Here is an 18704-nt window from a genome sequence, read left to right on the forward strand (position 1 = left end):
CATGAACCAGCGCCCCCCGGCTCCGGAACTCGACGCGATTCCCGTCACCTCGCCGGCGGCGGGCCCGGTGAGCCTGCCGCTCCCGGGCCCGACCGGCACCGGGCGGCTGTCGCCGCTCAACCGGCGGCGGCTGGCGAACTTCAAGGCGAACCGCCGCGGCTACTGGTCGTTCGTGCTGTTCTGCGTCCTGTTCGTCGGCAGCCTGTTCGCCGAGTTCATCGCCAACGACCGGCCGATCGTCGTCTCCTACAAGGGCGAGATCCTGTTCCCGATCGTGGTCGACTACCCGGAGGAGACGTTCGGCGGCTTCCTCGCCCGCACCGACTACCGCGATCCGGTGATCGCCAAGGAGATCGCCCAGAACGGCTGGGCGATCTGGCCGCCGATCCATTTCTCCTACGACACCCACAACCTCGACCTGCCGGTTCCGGCTCCTGCCCCCCCGACCTGGCTGCTCACCAATGCCCAGTGCAAGGCGGTGGCGGAGAAGAGCGGCGGCACGACCTGCCGCGACATCGAGTGGAACTGGCTCGGCACCGACGACCAGGGCCGCGACGTCGTCGCCCGGCTCCTCTACGGTTTCCGCCTCTCCGTGCTGTTCGGCCTCACCCTGGCGCTGGTCTCGTCGGTGATCGGGGTGCTGGCCGGCGCGGTGCAGGGTTATTTCGGCGGCTGGGTCGATCTCGTGTTCCAGCGGGTGATCGAGATCTGGACCGCGATCCCGTCGCTCTACCTCTTGATCATCATCTCGTCGATCATCACGCCGAGCTTCTTCGTGCTGCTCGGGATCCTGCTCTTGTTCTCGTGGGTGTCGCTGGTCGGCGTGGTGCGGGCGGAGTTCCTGCGCGCGCGCAACTTCGAGTACGTGCGGGCCGCCCGGGCGCTCGGGCTCTCCAACGCCCGCATCATGTTCCGCCACCTCCTGCCCAACGCCATGGTGGCGACGCTGACCTTCCTGCCCTTCGTGCTGAACGGCTCGATCACGACGCTCACCTCGCTCGACTTCCTCGGCTTCGGCCTGCCGCCGGGCTCGCCGTCGCTCGGCGAGATGCTGGCGCAGGGCAAGGCGAACCTCCAGGCGCCGTGGCTCGGGCTGACGGGGTTCGCGGTGATCGCCGTGACCTTGAGCCTTCTGATCTTCGCCGGCGAGGCGGTGCGGGACGCGTTCGATCCGCGGAAATCGTTTCGATGACGTCCTACGGGTCACACCATACGGTCGGCACGCCGATCTCAGGCAGGGAAGCATCCCCTCTCCTATGCGGGAGAGGGGATCCCGCGCTGTATCGTTGTTGATACGCTTCAGTATCCAATCAGCTCACTTCGTCGGGTCGATCAGCGTCAGCTTGCCCTCGAACGGCTTGTCCTGCTTCGTGGTCGCGGTGCAGCCGTAGGTGTACTCGCCCGGCGCGATGGTGCGCAGGCGGATCGCGCCCTTGCCGTTGGCCTTGACCAGATAGGCGTCGTTGCTCGCCACGTGGACGACGTCGCCGTCGTGGTGCAGCACGTTCTTGTTCTGGAAGATCTGCGGCGCGGTGAGCGAGACCTGCTCGCTCGACTGGTTGATCACGTGCAGGTCGACATTGGTCTGGGCCGGCAGGCGCAGCTCGGCGGGGGCGCAGCGCGGCACGCCGTTCTCGGCGGTGATCGTCACCTCGACGGGCGGCATCGCGTCGGTCTTGGGCGGCGGCAGGTCGTTGGCGGCCTGCGCTCCGCCGGTCAGGGCGGCGAGCAGGAACGCGGCAGCAGCGGCGCGGGCGGGGAACGTCATCGGGGGCCTCTCGGAGAGGGTGAGAAAGGTCGAGGCCAGAACGCCAGGTTGCGTCCGATGTTTCCTCGCCCGTCCCGATCGGCCCGCGACCCGATGCCCCCGGGCGCGATGGCCAGGCGATAACAAATATTCTCGGGGGCGCGCCCGCCGGAGACGAAGCATCTCTGCACGGCGCGGAAATTGCCACGCTTCGTCCATTGCGCCGGCGCTGCGTTGCAGCAAGGATGGCGCCCGCAACACGACGGGGTTCAGGGATGATCATCGACCGCCGCGACGCCCTCAAGCGGGCCGGCCTCCTCGCCCTCGGCACCGCGGCCTGGAGCCCGGCGGCCCTGACGCGGGCCATGGCGCAGGGGGCTGCCCAGGCGCCCCGGCGCGGCGGCGTGCTGACGGTGCAGCTCAACGGCGAGCAGCGGGTGCTGAACCCGGCGATCCGCGCCTCGACCGGCGTCTACGTCATCACCTCGAAGATCGTCGAGCCGCTGGTCGACCTCGACCAGGACGGCAAGCCGGCCGGCGTGCTCGCGACCTCCTGGGAGGCGACGCCCGACGGCAAGACCGTGACCTTTCGGCTCCGCCAGGGCGTGACCTGGCACGACGGCAAGCCGTTCACCTCCGCGGACGTGCAATACACCGCGATGGAGCTGTGGAAGAAGTACCTCAACTACGGCACCCAGCTTCAGCTCTACCTGGAGGCGGTGGATACGCCCGATCCGCACACGGCCGTGTTCCGCTACGCCCGGCCGATGCCGCTGAACCTGCTGCTGCGGGCGCTCTGCGACCTCGGCTACGTCGCGCCCCGGCACGTCTTTCAGGGCACCAACGTGCTGGAGAACCCGGCCAACACCGCGCCGATCGGCACCGGCCCGTTCAAGTTCGTGTCCTACGAGCGCGGCCAGCACGTCATCGCCGAGCGCAATCCCACCTACTGGCGCGAGGGCTTTCCCTATCTCGACCGGATCGTCTGGCGCTTCATCACCGACAAGGCGGCGGCCTCGGCGGCTCTGGAGACCGGCCAGGTCCAGCTCTCGACCTACAACGCGCTGGCCCTCGCCGATCTCGACCGGTTGAAGACGGACAAGCGCTTCACCGTGTCGAGCAAGGGGCTGGAGGCCAACGCCTTCAACAACACCCTCGAGTTCAACACCCGCCGCAAGGAGCTCGCCGACGTGCGGGTGCGCCGGGCGATCGCGCATGCCATCGACGTCCCGTTCTTCATCGAGAACTTCATCTACGGCCTCGGCCAGCCGGCGACCGGACCGATCCCGTCCTCCTCGACCGCCTTCTACCCGAGCAACCCGGCCCCCTACCCGCTCGACCCGAAGAAGTCGGCGGCGCTCCTCGACGAGGCCGGGTTCAAGCGCGGGGCCGGCGGCACCCGGTTCTCGCTCAAGCTCGTCCCGATCATGAACGGCGAGGACGTGCCGCTGCTCGCCACCTTCATCCAGCAATCGCTGCAGGCGGTGGGGATCAAGGTCGACATCGTCAACCTCGACACGGCGGGCGCGCTCTCCACCGTCTACCGCGACTGGAACTTCGATCTCGCCACCGGCTGGCACCAGTATCGCGGCGACCCGGCGGTCTCGACCACGGTCTGGTACCGCTCCGGCTCGCCGAAGGGCGCGCCGTGGACCAACCAGTACGGCTGGCAATCCGACCTCGTCGACCGCCTCACCGACGAGGCGGCGAGCGAGCTCGACCCGGAGAAGCGCAAGGCCCTCTACGCCCAGTGGGTGAAGGCGGTGAACGACGAGATCCCGGTCTGGATGATGACCGAGCGCACCTTCCTGTCGGCGACGAGCACGCGCGTGCACGGCGATCACAACACCCCGCGCTGGGGCTCGGCCGACTGGCACGATGCGTGGATCGAGGCGTGAGATCGTCGTCGATGACGCGCGCGACGGGGAACCCTCCCCCCTCTGCGGGGGAGGGTGGCCCCCGGAGGGGGCCGGGAGAGGGGACGCCGCTGCCGGAGAAGTCGCGACCATGATGACGGGCGCCATCTGGATCAGCGTCGCGCTGCCCCTCTCGGCGGGACTTCGTCCCGCTGCGCCTGCTCCGCAGGCCACCCTCCCCCGCAGAGGGGGGAGGGGTGCCGGAGCCACCCTGGAAACAGGACGGGCCCACCCATGACCATCCTCCTCCTGGCGCTGCGCCGCCTCGCCGCCAGCGTGCCGACGCTCCTCGTCATCCTGGCGGGGCTCTTTCTGCTGCTCCAGCTCGCCCCCGGCGACACGGTCGATGCCCTGATGGCCCAGATGGGCGGCGGTGACCCGGCGACGGCCGACGAGCTGCGCCGCTATTACGGGCTCGACCTGCCGGCGGCGGCCCAGCTCGCCCGCTACCTGGGGCGGCTGGTCCAGCTCGACCTCGGCCAGTCGGCGATCTACGGCAAGCCGGTCGCGACGGTGATCGCCGAGCGGCTGCCGGTGACGCTCCTCCTGATGGGGGCCTCCCTCAGCCTCGCCTTCCTCGGCGGGATCGTGCTGGGCGTGCTCGCGGCGCGGCGGATCGGGCAATGGCCCGACACGCTGATCTCGACCTTCGGGCTGATGTTCTACGCCACGCCGTCGTTCTGGTTCGGCCTGATGGGGATCGTGCTGTTCGCGATCCATCTCGGCTGGCTGCCGGCCGGCGGCTTCGAGGAGGTCGGCGCCGGCTATGCCGGGCTGACCCGGATCCTCGACATCGCCCGCCACCTCGTCCTGCCGACCCTGACGCTGGCCCTCGTGTTCCTCGCGACGTATCTCAGGATCATGCGCGCCTCGATGCTGGAGGTGATGAGCCTCGACTATGTCCGCACCGCCCGCGCCAAGGGATTGGGCGAGACCGGCGTGATCGTGCACCATGCCCTGCGCAACGCGCTCCTCCCGATGGTGACCCTGGTGGGGCTCCAAGCCGGCACGATGCTCGGCGGCTCGGTGGTGGTGGAAAGCGTGTTCGCGCTGCCCGGCCTCGGGCGCCTGGCCTACGAATCGGTGGTGCAGCGCGACCTCAACACCCTGCTCGGCATCGTGTTCGTCTCGGCGCTCCTCGTCATCACGGTCAATTTCGTGGTCGACCTGATCTACGGCCGGCTCGATCCGCGCATCGCGGCGGGGCGCTGACGCGATGGCGGCTGTGACACGCTATCTGCGCAACCCGGCGGCGCTTCTCGGCGCCGTGCTGCTCCTCCTCGTCGTCGCGGTGGCGCTCGCCGCCCCGGTGCTGTTCCCCAAGGACCCGCTCGGCCTCGCCGGCCGGCCGCTGCAATGGCCCTTCGCCAACCCGAAGGTCTGGCTCGGCACCGACGCGAGCGGGCGCGACATCGCCGCCCAGATCTTCCACGGCGCCCGGGTGTCGCTGCTGATCGGCCTCGTCGCGACGGTGATCGCCATCGCGATCGGCATCGCGGTCGGGGCGGTGGCGGGGTTCTACGGCGGGATCGTCGACGACCTGCTGATGCGGGTGACGGAAGCGTTCCAGACCCTGCCGAACTTCCTGCTGCTCCTCGTGCTCGTCGCGGTGTTCGGCTCGGACATCACCACCGTCACGGTGGCGATCGGCCTCGTCTCCTGGCCGGCCCCGGCGCGGCTCACCCGGGCGGAGTTCCTGACCTTGCGCAACCGCGAATTCGTCCAGGCCTGCCGGGTGCTCGGCATGGGCGATGCCCGCATCATCGCCCGCGAGATCCTGCCCAATGCGCTCCCGCCGGTGATCGTCTATGCCAGCGTGGTGATGGCGGTGGCGATCCTGCTCGAGAGCGCGCTCGCCTTCCTCAACCTGTCGGACCCGAACGTCGCCTCCTGGGGCAACCTGATCGGCGCCGGGCGCGGCGTGCTGCGCACCCAATGGTACGTCTCGGCGATTCCGGGCGTCGCGATCCTGGTGACGGTGCTCGCCGTGTCGCTGGTCGGCCAAGGCCTCAACGACGCCCTCAACCCGCGCCTGCGCGGCCCGGCTCCGGTGAAGGCTGCACCATGAGCGGACTCCTCTCGATCGAGAACCTCTCGGTCCGCCTGCCGCCGGGGGCCGACCGCAGCCACGCGCTGACCGGCGTCTCGCTCGCCGTCGCGAAGAACGAGATCCTGTGCGTCGTCGGCGAGTCCGGCTCGGGCAAGTCGGTCCTGGCCAACACGGTGATGCGGCTGCTGCCGCCTGGCGTGCGGCCCGATGCCGGCGCGGTGCTGTTCCGGGGCCGCGACCTCGTCGGCGTCCCGGAGGCCGAGATGCGGCGCCTGCGCGGGCGTGAGATCGGCATGATCTTCCAGGAGCCGATGACGGCCCTGAACCCGCTGCGGCGGGCCGGCGACCAGATCGCCGAGACGTTCCGCATCCACACCACGCTCCGTGCCCGCGAGATCCGCGAGAAGGCCCTGGCGCTGCTCGCCGAGGTGCGGATGCCGGACCCGGTGGCGGCGTTGCGAGCCTATCCGCACGAATTGTCCGGCGGGCAGCGCCAGCGGGTGATGATCGCCATGGCGCTGGCACTGGAGCCGGCGCTCCTGATCGCCGACGAGCCGACGACCGCGCTCGACGTGACGACGCAAGGGCGCATCCTGGCGCTGATCCGCGAGATCCAGGCGCGGCGCGGCATGGGCGTGCTGTTCATCACCCACGATTTCGGCGTGGTGGCGGAGATCGCCGACCGGGTCGCGGTGATGCAGTCCGGCCGCCTCGTCGAGGAAGGGCCGGCCGATGCCGTGCTCAACCGGCCGCGGGCGCCCTACACCCGGGCGCTGATCGCCGCAGTGCCGCCGCTGCTGCCGCGCGCCCGGTCCGGCACCGCCGCGCCCGCCATCCTGACGCTCGAGGGCGTCTCGAAGACCTACCGCAAGGGCGGCGGGCTCATCCCCGGCCGGGCCCGGGTCACCCACGCCGTCAGGCAGGTGAGCCTGTCGCTGCCGCGGGGCACGACGCTCGGCATCGTCGGCGAATCCGGGTCCGGCAAGTCGACCCTCGCCCGCTGCATCGTGCGCCTGCTCGATCCCGATACCGGCTCGATCCGCCTCGGCGACACCGATCTGGCCGCCCTCTCGCGTCGCGCCATGCGGGGGCAGGCGGGCCGGGTGCAGATGGTGTTCCAGGACCCCTTCGCCTCGCTCAACCCGCGCCGCCGGGCCGGCGAACTGGTGGCGCAGGGGCCGATGCTCCAGGGCGTCTCCCGCCGCGACGCGCTGGCGAAGGCGCGCGAGCTGTTCGGCCTCGTCGGGCTCGATCCGGCAGCCATGGACCGCCTGCCGCACGAATTCTCCGGCGGCCAGCGCCAGCGCATCGGGCTCGCCCGGGCCCTTGCCATGGAACCGGAGGTGCTGGTCGCCGACGAGCCGGTCTCGGCCCTCGACGTCTCGGTCCAGGCCCAGGTGCTGGCCCTGCTCGACAGCCTGCGCGACCGGCTCGGCCTGTCGATGCTGTTCATCACCCATGACCTGCGGGTCGCCGGCCAGATCTGCGACCGCATCGCGGTGATGAAGGACGGCGCCGTCGTCGAAGCCGGCCCGACCGCCGAGGTCTTCGCCGCCCCGCAGGCCGCCTATACCCGCGCCCTCCTGGACGCGGTGCCCGGCCGCGCCTGGATCCCCGGCCGCCCGCACGTTCCCGCCGCCTGAATCGCCCGCGGTCTGAGAAGGACAATCCATGCCCCTCACCCTCGACCACCTCGTCATCGCGGTCGCCGATCTCGACGCCGCCTTCGCCGATTACTCCCGCCTCGGCTTCACGGTGATCCGCGGCGGCGAGCATCAGAACGGCATCACCCACAACGTCCTGGTGGTGCTGGCGGACGGCGCCTACCTGGAGCTGATCGCCTTCAAGGCGCCGGAGCCCGGCAACCGCTGGTCCGAGGTCTATCACCGTGCCGGGGAAGGCTTCCTCGACCACGCGCTCCTGCCCTCCGACATCGATGCCGACGTGAAGGCGGCGCAAGCGCGCGGGCTCGACATCGCCGATCCGGTCCCCGGTGGCCGCTTCCGGCCCGACGGCGCCCGCCTCGACTGGAAGACCGCTCGGGCCCCGGGCTCCGACGTGCCGTTCCTGTGCGGCGACGTCACGCCCCGCTCCTTGCGCGTGCAGGAGGGCGACGTGCGCCGCCACGACAACGGCGTCACCGGGGTCAAGTCGGTCACGGTGGCGGTGCGCGACGTCGAGGCCTCGCGCGCCCGCTACGCCGCGCTGCTCGGCACCGGGGCCGAGGCGCCTTTGATCGAGGCGGAGATCTTGGGGGGGCCGGCCCGCGCCGTGACCCTGCCGCTCGGGCCCGACACCACCGTCACGCTGGCGAGCCCGGCGGGGACGGGCGGGGCGCTGGCCGAGGCGCTCGCCGCCCGGGGCGAGGGACCGGTCGCTGCCGTGTTCCGCGCCGGCGATGCGGCGGGCGACCTCGACCTCGCCCTCACCCACGGGGCGCGGCTGGCGATCGTGGCGGGCTGAGCGGCCATGGCGCCGTGATGCCGTTCCCGGACGCGGCCTTGCGGACACGGAATCACGTGGCCGGATCCAGCGGCGGCAGGTGGAGCAGCACCGCCTCGACCTCCGCCGCCGGATGCCGCGGATAGCGGGCCATGACCAGCGGATCGTGGCCGGGCACGATCCGGTCGGGGTCGCCCGCGAGCCGCCCGAGCCGACGCCAGCTCTCGATCATCGCGGCGATGTCGACGACGATCGGGAAGGGGTTCTGCTGGGCGAGGTTGGCGTAGAAGTGGGCCGCATCCGAGGCCAGCACGACCGGCCCGCGCGCCGTCTCCACCCGCACGCATTGTAGCCCGCGCGTGTGCCCCGGCACGGCATGGACCGTGACGCCCGGGGCGATCTCGCCATCGCCGTCCACGAAGGCGACCCGGCCCTCATAGACCTTGCGCACCATCGCGCAGACATCCTCCACCGCGAAGGCGCCGCGCAGGCGCGCATGGCCCATGCAGCGCCCGGTCGCGTAGGCCATCTCGGAATCCTGGAGATGGAAGGTCGCGTTCGGGAATGCCGACAGGTTGCCGGCGTGGTCGTAGTGCAGATGCGTGACGATCACGTCGCGCACCTCGGCCGGATCGACGCCGAGACGCCGCAGCCCCTCCAGCGGATGCAGCACCATGGTGCGGCCGTAGGCGGCGCAGGCGGGCCCGTCGAAGCCGGTATCGACCACGACGGTGCGGGTGCCGTCGCGGATCACCCAGACGAAGTAGTCGATGGGCATCGGCGCATCGTGCGGGTCCCCGCCCTCCGGCGGGTCGAGGAGGTTCGCGGAGGCGGGGCGTGCGTGGGTCGCGTAGCGCAGGGCGAGAACCTCGTAGACCGCCACGGTCCCCTCCTCAGTCTTCAGTCGGCCTCGTCGCCAGGAACGCGTCGATCGCGGTGTGGTCCGCCTCCGCCCCGAGGTCGTCGAGGGCTTGCTGCCACAGGGCCGCGACGGCCCGCGACAGCGGTGCCGGGATCCCCTCGTGGCGCGCCAGATCGTCCGCCGTGCGCAGGTCCTTGGCCATCAGCGCCATCGAGAAGCCCGACGCGTAGGTCTTCGGGATCACGAAGGGCTTCAGCTTCACCTCGGTCGAGTTGTTGCGGCCGGTCGAGACGTTGAGAATGTCCGTCATCAGCGCGGGGTCGAGGCCGAAGCGCGCCCCGATCCGCAAGGCCTCGCAGGCCGCGGTGAGGCCCGCGGCCGACACGTAGTTGTTCAGCGCCTTCATGGCGTGGCCGGAGCCGACAGGCCCGGTCTCGAAAATCGAAGCCCCCAGGGCTTCGAGGAGCGGCCTCACCGCGGCGGCGGCGGTGATGTCCCCGCCCACCATGATGGCGAGGGTCCCGTCGCGCGCGCGCTTCACCCCGCCGGAGACCGGCGCGTCGAGGAGCACGATGCCCGCCCCGGCCAGCTCCTGGGCGAGCTCGCGGGTGCCGACCGGCGCCGACGAGCTCATGTCGATCGCGACCGCCCCCGGCGCGAGCTGGTCCGCCACCCCGTCGGGCCCGGTGAGGGCGGCGCGCACCGCACGGCCGTCCGGCAGCATCGTCACCACGACGCCCGCCCCCGCCGCGGCCTCCCGCGCCGAGGACGCCACCGTGCCGCCGGCGGCCGCGAAGGCGTCCGCTGCCGCCGGCGCGGGATCGAACCCGGCGACCGTCCACCCCGCCGCCACGAGGCGGCTCGCCATCGGCAGCCCCATCTTGCCGAGGCCCAGGAAGGCGATGCGGGTAGACGAACGGTCGATGCGCATGACGGGGTCGTGCCTCTGCTGTCCCGGAACGTCGTCGGCGCGTGCCGTCACGCCTTGTCGGGGATGGCCCCTTCCGCCTTGAGCACCTCGTGCGCGGCCTTGAACGCCTCGAGTCCGGCGGGAATGCCGCAATAGACGGTGGCGTGGAGCAGGATCTCCTTGATCTCGTCGACGGTGACGCCGTTGGCGAGCGCGCCCTTGACGTGGAGCTTGAGCTCCGCCGGCTTCGACAGGGCGGTCAGCATCGCCAGGTTGAGCATCGAGCGCGTCCGGCGGTCGAGCCCGTCGCGGGTCCAGGCATAGCCCCAGCACCATTCGGTGGTGATGCGCTGGAACGCCATCATGAAGTCGTCGGCCTTGGCAAGGCCGGCATCGACGTAGTCGGCGCCGAGCACCGCCCGGCGGACCTCGAGTCCCTTCTCGAACTGCTCGCTCTCGGCCATCGCGTCCTCCCTGGAGCGTCCTTTTGTCAGGACGGTAGCAGGCCGCAGGGCGGAGATCGACCGGGTTCGCCGCGAATGTCGGGTACGTTCGGGCCCGCCGATCCCGGGGCCGGCACCCTGCCAACCTCCCGCGGGCTCGCCGCAACCTTGTGGCGGACCCCCTTCGCGCTCTGCCCGAAGCCGGCCGACGCGGCAGGATCTCCTATCGAACACGGTCAGCCGCGCAGGGAGCGGGACGACAGGTCGCTCCATGTCGCCCATACGTCCTGCCAGGGGACGCCGATCGCGTCGATGGGCGTTGTACCGGCGGCGGACAGATAGGCGCCGACGACCGCGTGACCCATCGGATAGATCGCCGTGCCGGTCGGCAATTCCCTCCGGCGATAGATCCAGCCCCAATTCGACCGCGGGTCGGCCACGTCGGGCGTGATCTCGCGCAAATACTGATGCGTCAGGGGATTGCGCGCCTCGCGAACGAGCCATGGTTCGGCCTGCCCCAGGAACATCTCGCAATGCGTGGCCAATCCTTCCAGGACGATGGCTTCGCCGGCACAGATATCGGCGGCGCGAGGCCAGAATGGCTGCCGCATGCGCAGGACGTGATGCAGTTCGTGGATCGCCACGGCAGCGGCCCGAGGGCGCGCGACGCGGGGAAGCATGTCGCTGTAGGGATCGACGGAGATCCGGCAACTGTCCGGGGCAAGAGACAGACCACCGAAACCGTCCTCCGAGCCCATGAGCTCGTTCACGTGAACGGCAATCCCGATCCGTCCCAGCTCCAGATGCTGACCAAGAGCGGACACGCCCTCGCCGATCCCCGCACGGATCTCGGCCTCGAGGTCCGCCGGCAGGCGGCCCGAACCGTTGAAGACCACAATCTCGACCGTCATGGCGTCGCTTCCCGAGCGCGGACCTCGCCATGGGGCGGGAGTATACCGCGCGCGCCGGACCTTACGTCATGAGCGTCGCGGGACGCGGCATCTTTGTCGGCCACGGATGGTCGGGCGGGACGGTCGCGTGCCCCCGCATCCCGCACGCCGACATGATGCGTGCCGTCCCGTCGACCCGGAGCCGGCGCCGATTGCCGAAGAGGCAGCGTGGCCGGTGAAAAATCAAGCCGTCCCACCCTCGTACGGCATCCCGATGTTTATTCCATCTTTCCGCGTGCGCGGGGACACATCACGGCATTGTCCGGTCGAATATATTGTAATCATCGAGGGGTAAACGGCTCAAAGGGCCAAATATCCCCGATGAATGGAGATCGATTTCAGATGAAACCCTACCTCGCCGCCGCCATCACCGCGCTCGTCCTCGGGGCCGCTCCGCTGTCCTCGGCCCTGGCGTTCGACGGCCGCGCTCCTGCCAATCCGTTCTGGCCCCGCGATGTCGAGACCACCGGGTCGATCGGCGGTCGCGCCAATACCAGCGTGCCGTTCTACGGCTCCTGCCCGATGAGCTCGGCCGCCGAGGGCAATGCCCGGCAGCAGAACTTCCCGGTCAAGCAGTACGGCCAGACCGCCGGCGGCTACCGGTGCTGAGGGGACCCGAGGCGAGCGACGTGATGCTCGTGCGCGTCGTATCCTACGGCATGACCGGTGTGCTCGCGGGCGGCCTCGCCATGACGGTCGCGGGCACTGCCAGCGCCCCGATGACCCTGTAATCCTCAATGATCCTGTAATCCTCCAGGGCCGCCCACCGGGCGGCCCTCGTCGCAGGGGAAGACCGGGTTGGGCCAGACCCGCCACCGTCACCCGAAATACACACCTCCTGCGGAACCGTGGGCATACCCGGAAATCGCCGCAAACCGCCATCATCTCTCGGGCCCGACGGCGCGAGGCTTTCGTCGGCCCCGGGCCGTGCTGTCCGACGTGCGGTCGGGCGGCAAGCTTGGCACTTCGTTAAGCACTCGCTCTCATTCTCGCGCCAACACTTTCGGGAGACCCTCAGCGTGCGCGCTCTGACCTCTTACGGCCTTCCGCGCCTCGGCGCGGGCGCGGCGCTCGTCGCCGCCCTCTTCGTCACCGCAGCGCCCCAGGCCCAGGCGCGCGACAATGTCGGCGCGGCGATCATCGGCGGCGCGGCGGCCGGCGTCCTCGGCGGCGTCGCGGCCGGCGCGATCATGAACGGCATGCAGCCGCCCCCGGCCTACGCCCCGCCGCCGCCGGTCTACGCCGCGCCGCCGCCGCGCCGGGTCTATGTCGAGGAGCCCGAGACCGTGATCGTGCGCCCGCGCCGCGGCCCGATCTGCCATTTCGAGCGCCGCAAGGTGTGGCTCGACGACGAGTCCTTCACCTACAAGCGGGTCGAGGTCTGCGAGTAAGCCTCGCGGCCTCGCAGGATTGTCAGGGGCCGGCACCCGGGGACGGGGCCGGCCCTTCTCACGTCGGCACCCCGTCCTTCACCAGGATCCAGTCCTCGATCACCACGGCGTCGAGACCCGTCGTGGCGAACATCAGGATCGCGTCCTCGGCGGTGTGGAGGATCGGCTTGCCCATCACGTTGAAGCTGGTGTTGAGCAGGATCGGCACGCCGGTCCGCTCCGCGAAGGCGCGGATCAGGGCGGCATAGGCCGGGTTGCGCTCCTCGGTCACGCTCTGGAGCCGCCCGGTGCCGTCCTCGTGCACCACCGCCGGCACGTGGCGCCGCCTCTCCGGCCGCCAGACCAGGGTGCGCTCCATGTAGGGGCTGTCCTGGTAATCCTCGAACCAGTCCGGCCCGGCCTCGGCCAGGATCGAGGGCGCGAAGGGCCGGAACGCCTCGCGGTACTTCACCTTGCCGTTCAGGATCGCCTTGGCGTCGGCCGGGCGCGGATCGGCCAGGATCGAGCGGTTGCCGAGCGCCCGGGGCCCGAACTCGGCCCGCCCCTGCACCCAGCCGACGAGCCCGCCCGCCGCCAGGATCCCGGCAGCGGCCTGCGTCACGCCGTCATGGCCGAGATGCCGGAGGCGCGGCTCCCAGCCGACCATCCGCTCCAGCGGCTCGGTCGAGACGCGGGAGCCGAGATAGGGGGTGGCGAGCCGGCCCGGGCCGGTCCAGCCCGGATGGTCCTCCTCGAAGGCGAGCCAGGCCGCGCCCAGCGCGTTGCCGTCGTCGGCGGGCGCCGAGGGAACGTGCAGCCGCTGGAAGGCGCTGCGCCCGAGCAGGCGGCCGTTGTAGGACGAGTTCAGGGCGCAGCCGCCGGTGACGACGAGGTTCTCGTGCGGCGCCAGGCGCCCGGCCTCGGCGACCAGCACGTCCATCATCTCCGAGAACACCGCCTGGCCGCAGGCCGAGAGGTCGGCCCAGCCGTCCTCGCCGACATCCGCCGGGCGGCGGGCGCGGATCTCCCCGGCCACCGCCTGCACGGTGGCGGCATCCGAGAAGCGCAGGCGGCCGTTCTCGACCCGGTACAGGCGGCGCAGCAGCGCCATCAGGTCGGGATCGGTCCGGCCATAGGGGGCGAGCCCCATGATCTTCCATTCCTCGCCCTTGGCCTGGTCGAACCCGGCGAGGTCGGTGACGAGGCCGAAGAAGAAGCCGATCGATTCTCGGCCGCGATGGCGCTTGACCTCCGAGAGGCGGCCCGCCTCCATCCGGTAGATCGCCGAGGCTCCGGTCTCGCCCATGCCGTCGACGACGAGGCAGGTGGCGTCCCGGAACGGCGAGCCCCACAGCCCGTAGGCCGCGTGCGTCAGGTGGTGGGGGTAACGGCGGAGATCCGCGATGGTCGAGCGGCCGCCATGCGCCCGGTCGAGGCCGAGCAGCGTGCCGTAGCCGGCCCGCCCCTGCGCCAGCGCCAGTTCGGCGATGAAGGTGCGCTCCGACCGCTCGGGCACCAGCGAGCGGTTGAGGGCGGGGGAATGGCCCTTCAGCGCATCGAGCGCGAAGGCGCCGGTCGCCGCCTGGCCGGCGAGGTAGCGGCTGAAATCCGGGCCCCAGGTCGTGGCGATCACGAGTTCCGCGCCGGGCGGCAGGTGGGCCTTGAGCAGACCGGCCATGCGGGGCGCCGAATCCGGCTCGCAGTTCGGGGCGCGCTTGTATTGCAGGTAGCGCTCCGTCGCCTCGGCGAAGAGCACCGTGCCGTCCGGCCCGACCAGGGCGAGGGCCGGGTCGTGGAAGGTGGTGGCGAGGCCGAGATAATAGCGCATCGGGTCCGTTTGCATGCTCACGATGCCGCTCTAACAGCCTCGGCTCCGGGTGTCAGGCCGGGCCCGAGCGTTGCGCGGGCGCATCGGGGGGCGGCTGTCGCTGCGTGATCGCGCCGGATTTCGTCCGCGTTTCCGATGACGATATGCTAGCGCAGTCATTGGGGTACGGCCTGCCGGGCCGTCGGACGAACACAAGGGCGGCGCCCCCTGGCGGGGCGGCACGGACGGCTGAAGGTGCGCGACATCCTGACCGCCCTGGCGGGCCTCGTCATCCTGATCCTCGCCGCGGCCCTGGTCGCGCCGCCCTTCATCCCGTGGGAATCCTACCGCACCGCCTTCGACGCGGCGCTCAGCCGTTCCCTCGGCGTCGAGGCCCATAGCGACGGCCGGCTCGAGGTGCGCCTCCTGCCCTCGCCGCGCCTGCGGATCGACCACCTCAGGCTCTCGACCGGGCGCGACCGCCCGTCCCTCGATGCCCGCTTCGTCAAGGCCGAGATCGCCCTGACCCCGCTCCTGGCGGGCGAGATCCGCTTCACCGAGACCCGGATCGGCCGCGGCGAGGTCACCCTGCCGATGACCGAGGCCGGGGGCTTCCGGCCGCTGCCGGACCTCCTGACCGACGGCCGCGATCTGGCGGTCGAAGACCTGCGGGTGTCGCAGCTCCTCGTCACCACCCGGGTGGCCGCGACCGGGCGCACCGATCAGGTCTATGCCGAGACCGTCCGGCTCTCGGCGCCGCGCCTCGCCGGGCCGTGGCGGGTGGAGGGCCAGGTCGAGGCGGTGCCGTTCCGCCTCACCACCGGCACTCCCGGGCCCGACGGGGCGTTGCCGGTGAAGCTCGGGACGGGGGGCGACACGGTGCCCCGGCTCGACCTCGACGCCCGGGTGACGATCGCCGACGGCGTGCCGGAGGCTTCCGGCACGGCCCGCCTGGTGGTCGGGCCGCCGGCTCAGGCGGCGGGCGCGGCCCTGCCGTTCTCAGCGCAGGGCGGGTTCAAGGCGAAGGGCCGCCTCGCCACCTTCGAGGCCCTGGCCGTCGAGGTTCCGGGTGAGGCGCCCCTGCGCCTCACCGGCCGCGGCAGCATCGACCTCGCGAATGCCCGCGCCGCGCTGAGCCTGGACGCCCGGCGCCTCGACCTCGACGGCTTCCTGATGAGTGCCACCGGGCAGGCCCTGCTCGGCCGCGGCCTGTCGCCCGCCGCGCTGCCGGGCACCCTCGCCCTCGACGTCGCGGTCGACAGCCTGACGCTCGCCCGCGAGGAATGGAGCGGCGCGGGCTTGAGCGCCACGATCCGGCCCTCCGGTGCGGTGACGCTGCGGCGCCTCGCCGGTACCGCCGCGGGCGGCCTGACGCTGGGCTTGTCCGGCGACGTGACGCCGAGCGGCGGCTTCTCGGGCCACGCCGCCCTCGATGCCCCGGCCTCGGACCGGCTCGCGCGCCTGCTCGACCGGATCGGCCTCGGCGGCCCGCTCACCGGGCTCCTCGACGGCCGGCCGTTCTCGGCCGAGGCCGACGTGGCCGCCGCCCTGCCGGTCCTGTCGGTGCGCAACGCCCGGGTGGCGCTGGGAACGGCGCGGATCACCGGCTCGGCCCGCTACAGCCCGGCCGGTCCCGACCAGGCCCGGCCGCGCTTCGACGCCCAGATCATCGCCGACGGGCTCGACGTGGCGGAGCTGCCGCCGATGCGCGGGGCGATCGCCGCCCTGCACGACCACGATGTCGGCCTGACGCTCCTCGCCCGCGACCTGCGCTACGGCCCGACCGGGACGAAGACCGGCGAGATCGCCGCCAGCCTGCAATCCGAGGGCGCCGCGCTCCGCCTCGACAGCCTGGAGGTGCGCGACCTCGCCGGGGCCCGGGCCAGCCTCTCGGGCCGGATCGGCGCCGACGGGGCCGGGCGGATCGCCGGGCGGGTGAGCGCCCCGGTCGCCGCCCCGCTGATCGACCTCGTCTCGCGCACCTTCGTCGACGAGGCGCGGCTGCTGCCGGGCTTCCTGCGCGACGGCCCGGTCGCCCTCGACGTGACGCTGGAGCGCGGCCCGGGGTCGGAGGAGGGCACCCTGCACGGCGAGGCCCGCGGCAGCGCTGCCGGCGGCCGTCTCGCCCTGACCCTCGCCGCCCAGGCCGGGCGCCTCGACGGTCTCGACGCGCGCCTCGACGGCGTGGCCTCCGGTCGCTGGCTCGGCCGGCCCGACGACCCGGCGCTCGCCACCCCGGCGACCCTGCATCTCGCCGGGCGCCGGCCGGCGGCGGACGCCCCGTTGAGCCTGACCCTCGATGCCGGCATCGCCGGGGCGACGGTCGGGACGGCAAGGCCGCTGATCCTGCCGGCGAGCGGCGGCCCGCTCCAGGACGGCGCGCTGACCCTGGCCGCGCCCGACCTGCGGCCGCTCGCCGGCCTGCTCGGCCGCGCCGCCACCCCGCCGGAGCCGGTGCCGGCGCGGCTGACCTTGGGCTTCTCCCGCAGCGGCGAGACCCCGCGCCTCGCCGTGACCGGCACGCTGGCGGGATCGGCGGTCGAGGCGACGCTGACCCGGTCGGCGGGGGACGAGATCGCCGGCAGCATCTCGCTCGAGCGGCTCTCCCTGCCCTGGCTCGCCGAGGCCCTGGTGCTGAATCCCGGGGGGGCGCCGGCCGGACCGGATTCCTGGTCCGCCGCCCGGTTCGGCCCGACCCCGGCGGCGCCCGCCACCGGCCAGGTCGCGATGACCGTGCGCCGCCTCGATCTCGGCCGCGGCCTCGCGGCGGACTGGGCGCGGTTCGATCTCGGGCTCGGTCGCGACGGCCTCTCGGTCCGCGACTTCGGCGCCGGCCTCGCCCGCGGGCGGCTCTCCGGCAGCGCCACCCTGGCGCGCCAGGGCGCCCAGGCGACGCTCGCCGCGGAAGGCAGCCTGACCGCGGCGGCGCTGCCCCCGCTCACCGGCGGCGACGCGGTGCGGGGCCAGGTCTCGCTGCGTCTGCGCCTCGGCGGCGCCGGCGACAGCACCGCCGCCCTCGTCGGCAACCTCGCCGGCAGCGGCGCCCTCGACCTCGCCGGGCTGACCCTGCGCGACCTCGACCCGGCGGCCGTGCAACGGGCGCTGACCCGGCTCTTGTCGGAGGAGGACCCGCTGCGGTCGGGCCGCGTCGAGCGGGTGGTGTCGGAGGAGTTCGACCGCGGGCCGCTGGTCATCGCCGGGCCGGTCTCGGTCCCGGCCTCGATGGTCGGCGGGGTGCTGCGCACCGGCGGCCTGTCCCTCGATCTCGGTCCGGCGACCTGGAGCGGCTTGGTGCAGGTCGACCTGAAATCCCTGCGCCTCGACGCCCGCGGTACCTTCACCGCCACGGCGACGCCCCGGGCCTGGACGGCGCCGGCGCCGACCCTCGGCCTCGCCCTCGTCGGACCGCTCGCCCGGCCGCAGCGGGAGCTCGACCTCGTCCCGCTCAGCAACGTGCTGGCGGCGGTGGTGCTGCAGCGCGAGCTCGACAAGATCGAGACCGTCGAGGCCGACCGCAACGAACTCGCCCGCCGCCGCAGCCGCCTAGAGATGGACCGCGCCCGTGCGATCGATGACGCGCGGCAGGTCCGGCAGCGGGCGGAGGAGGCAAGGGCCGAGGCCGCGCGGGCCGAGGCGGCAAGGGTTGAAGCGGCAAGGGTTGAAGCGGCAAGGGCTGAAGCGGCAAGGGTTGAAGCAGCGAAGGCTCAAGCGGCGAAGGCTGAAGCGGCGAGGGCCGCCGAGGCCGCGCGGGCCGCGGACGCAGCCCGCAGGGCCGAGGAGGAGGCGTCGCGTCGGCAGGGCGGCGCACCGGACGCGGAGACTTCGCAATAAGCCTGCCGGGGACCCCTAAGCCCCTCACGCCTCCGGCACCAACCGCCCGGCGAAGGTCAAGCACAGGCACGCCGCCCCGAGGACGAACTCCCAGCGCCGGATGTCGCCGCCGATCGACGCCACCACCGCCTGCCCGATCAGGACGATCCCGACGAGGGGCGGCACGACCGTGAGGACGAGGCGCAAGGTCCGGCGCCAGCCCCAGGCGGAGGATCGGTCCGTCGTCATCGCCCGCTCCACGCCGGCCCGGAGCGGGCGCTCGCGGCCGGCCGGGAACAGGGGTCGATCATGTGCCGCTCCGGGGCGCGCGGGTCCGCTCGGGACGGAGGTGGCGCGCGACCCCCGGCCGGTCAAGCCGCACCGGGCGTGACGCAGG

Annotated in this window: 17 protein-coding genes; 10 read left to right on the top strand and 7 right to left on the bottom strand. The window is 72.3% G+C overall.

The features are described 5' to 3' along the window. Position 1 precedes the first annotated feature (1 nt). Entirely contained in the window at positions 2-1192 is a 1191-nt protein-coding gene (locus tag FF100_RS01425; protein ID WP_139033775.1) for an ABC transporter permease, read from the top strand. Between the two features lie 123 nt (positions 1193-1315). Here FF100_RS01425 and FF100_RS01430 read toward each other — a convergent pair whose 3' ends face one another. Then, positions 1316-1768: a cupredoxin domain-containing protein gene (locus FF100_RS01430; protein WP_139033776.1), complete on the bottom strand. Its 453-nt coding sequence runs from the start codon at positions 1766-1768 to the stop codon at positions 1316-1318. A 254-nt stretch (positions 1769-2022) separates the two neighbouring features. On the opposite strand from FF100_RS01430, the gene FF100_RS01435 reads away from it, so the two are divergent. The 5 genes from FF100_RS01435 (at position 2023) to FF100_RS01455 (ending at position 8176) form a co-directional block, all read left to right on the top strand. Beyond that, positions 2023-3645, top strand: coding sequence for an ABC transporter substrate-binding protein (locus FF100_RS01435; RefSeq protein ID WP_139033777.1), 1623 nt, complete (start codon positions 2023-2025; stop codon positions 3643-3645). A gap of 252 nt (positions 3646-3897) precedes the next feature. Beyond that, the gene (locus FF100_RS01440) at positions 3898-4875 is read left to right on the top strand and encodes an ABC transporter permease (protein WP_139033778.1); all 978 of its coding nucleotides are present in this window, start codon (positions 3898-3900) and stop codon (positions 4873-4875) included. Between the two features lie 4 nt (positions 4876-4879). Next, positions 4880-5731 carry an ABC transporter permease gene (locus tag FF100_RS01445; protein WP_139033779.1) on the top strand — a complete coding sequence of 284 codons (852 nt, stop codon included), beginning with the start codon at positions 4880-4882 and terminating at the stop codon, positions 5729-5731. Next, positions 5728-7356: an ABC transporter ATP-binding protein gene (locus FF100_RS01450; protein ID WP_139033780.1), complete on the top strand. Its 1629-nt coding sequence runs from the start codon at positions 5728-5730 to the stop codon at positions 7354-7356. Before FF100_RS01445 ends, FF100_RS01450 begins: the two co-directional genes overlap by 4 nt. 28 nt (positions 7357-7384) lie before the next feature. Beyond that, positions 7385-8176: a VOC family protein gene (locus tag FF100_RS01455; RefSeq protein WP_139033781.1), complete on the top strand. Its 792-nt coding sequence runs from the start codon at positions 7385-7387 to the stop codon at positions 8174-8176. 52 nt (positions 8177-8228) lie between these two features. Here the strand turns inward: FF100_RS01455 and FF100_RS01460 are convergent, their stop codons facing one another. The 4 genes from FF100_RS01460 to FF100_RS01475 form a co-directional block, all read right to left on the bottom strand. After that, entirely contained in the window at positions 8229-9038 is an 810-nt protein-coding gene (locus tag FF100_RS01460; protein ID WP_139033782.1) for an N-acyl homoserine lactonase family protein, read from the bottom strand. Between the two features lie 10 nt (positions 9039-9048). Continuing rightward, on the bottom strand, positions 9049-9948 hold the full coding sequence (locus FF100_RS01465; protein ID WP_139033783.1) for an NAD(P)-dependent oxidoreductase: 900 nt from the start codon (positions 9946-9948) through the stop codon (positions 9049-9051). Positions 9949-9995: 47 nt separating this feature from the next. Further along, positions 9996-10391, bottom strand: coding sequence for a carboxymuconolactone decarboxylase family protein (locus FF100_RS01470; protein WP_139033784.1), 396 nt, complete (start codon positions 10389-10391; stop codon positions 9996-9998). Positions 10392-10606: 215 nt separating this feature from the next. Further along, the gene (locus FF100_RS01475) at positions 10607-11281 is read right to left on the bottom strand and encodes a DUF2268 domain-containing putative Zn-dependent protease (RefSeq protein WP_139033785.1); all 675 of its coding nucleotides are present in this window, start codon (positions 11279-11281) and stop codon (positions 10607-10609) included. Between the two features lie 381 nt (positions 11282-11662). Between FF100_RS01475 and FF100_RS01480 the strand changes: the two genes are divergently transcribed. The 3 genes from FF100_RS01480 (at position 11663) to FF100_RS01485 (ending at position 12711) form a co-directional block, all read left to right on the top strand. Next, on the top strand, positions 11663-11929 hold the full coding sequence (locus FF100_RS01480) for a hypothetical protein (RefSeq protein WP_139033786.1): 267 nt from the start codon (positions 11663-11665) through the stop codon (positions 11927-11929). Next, a complete protein-coding gene (locus FF100_RS38275; RefSeq protein WP_281287238.1) occupies positions 11923-12051 on the top strand; it encodes a hypothetical protein in 129 nt (42 codons plus the stop codon). Before FF100_RS01480 ends, FF100_RS38275 begins: the two co-directional genes overlap by 7 nt. Before the next feature lie 288 nt (positions 12052-12339). After that, on the top strand, positions 12340-12711 hold the full coding sequence (locus FF100_RS01485; RefSeq protein ID WP_139033787.1) for a hypothetical protein: 372 nt from the start codon (positions 12340-12342) through the stop codon (positions 12709-12711). 58 nt (positions 12712-12769) lie between these two features. Here FF100_RS01485 and FF100_RS01490 read toward each other — a convergent pair whose 3' ends face one another. Further along, on the bottom strand, positions 12770-14518 hold the full coding sequence (locus FF100_RS01490) for a carbamoyltransferase family protein (RefSeq protein WP_139034269.1): 1749 nt from the start codon (positions 14516-14518) through the stop codon (positions 12770-12772). Positions 14519-14752: 234 nt separating this feature from the next. Between FF100_RS01490 and FF100_RS01495 the strand changes: the two genes are divergently transcribed. Beyond that, on the top strand, positions 14753-18328 hold the full coding sequence (locus FF100_RS01495; protein ID WP_139033788.1) for an AsmA-like C-terminal region-containing protein: 3576 nt from the start codon (positions 14753-14755) through the stop codon (positions 18326-18328). A gap of 24 nt (positions 18329-18352) precedes the next feature. Here the strand turns inward: FF100_RS01495 and FF100_RS01500 are convergent, their stop codons facing one another. After that, a complete protein-coding gene (locus FF100_RS01500; RefSeq protein ID WP_139033789.1) occupies positions 18353-18556 on the bottom strand; it encodes a hypothetical protein in 204 nt (67 codons plus the stop codon). Positions 18557-18704 lie beyond the last annotated feature (148 nt).

The organism is Methylobacterium terricola (assembly GCF_006151805.1).
GTDB lineage: Bacteria > Pseudomonadota > Alphaproteobacteria > Rhizobiales > Beijerinckiaceae > Methylobacterium > Methylobacterium terricola.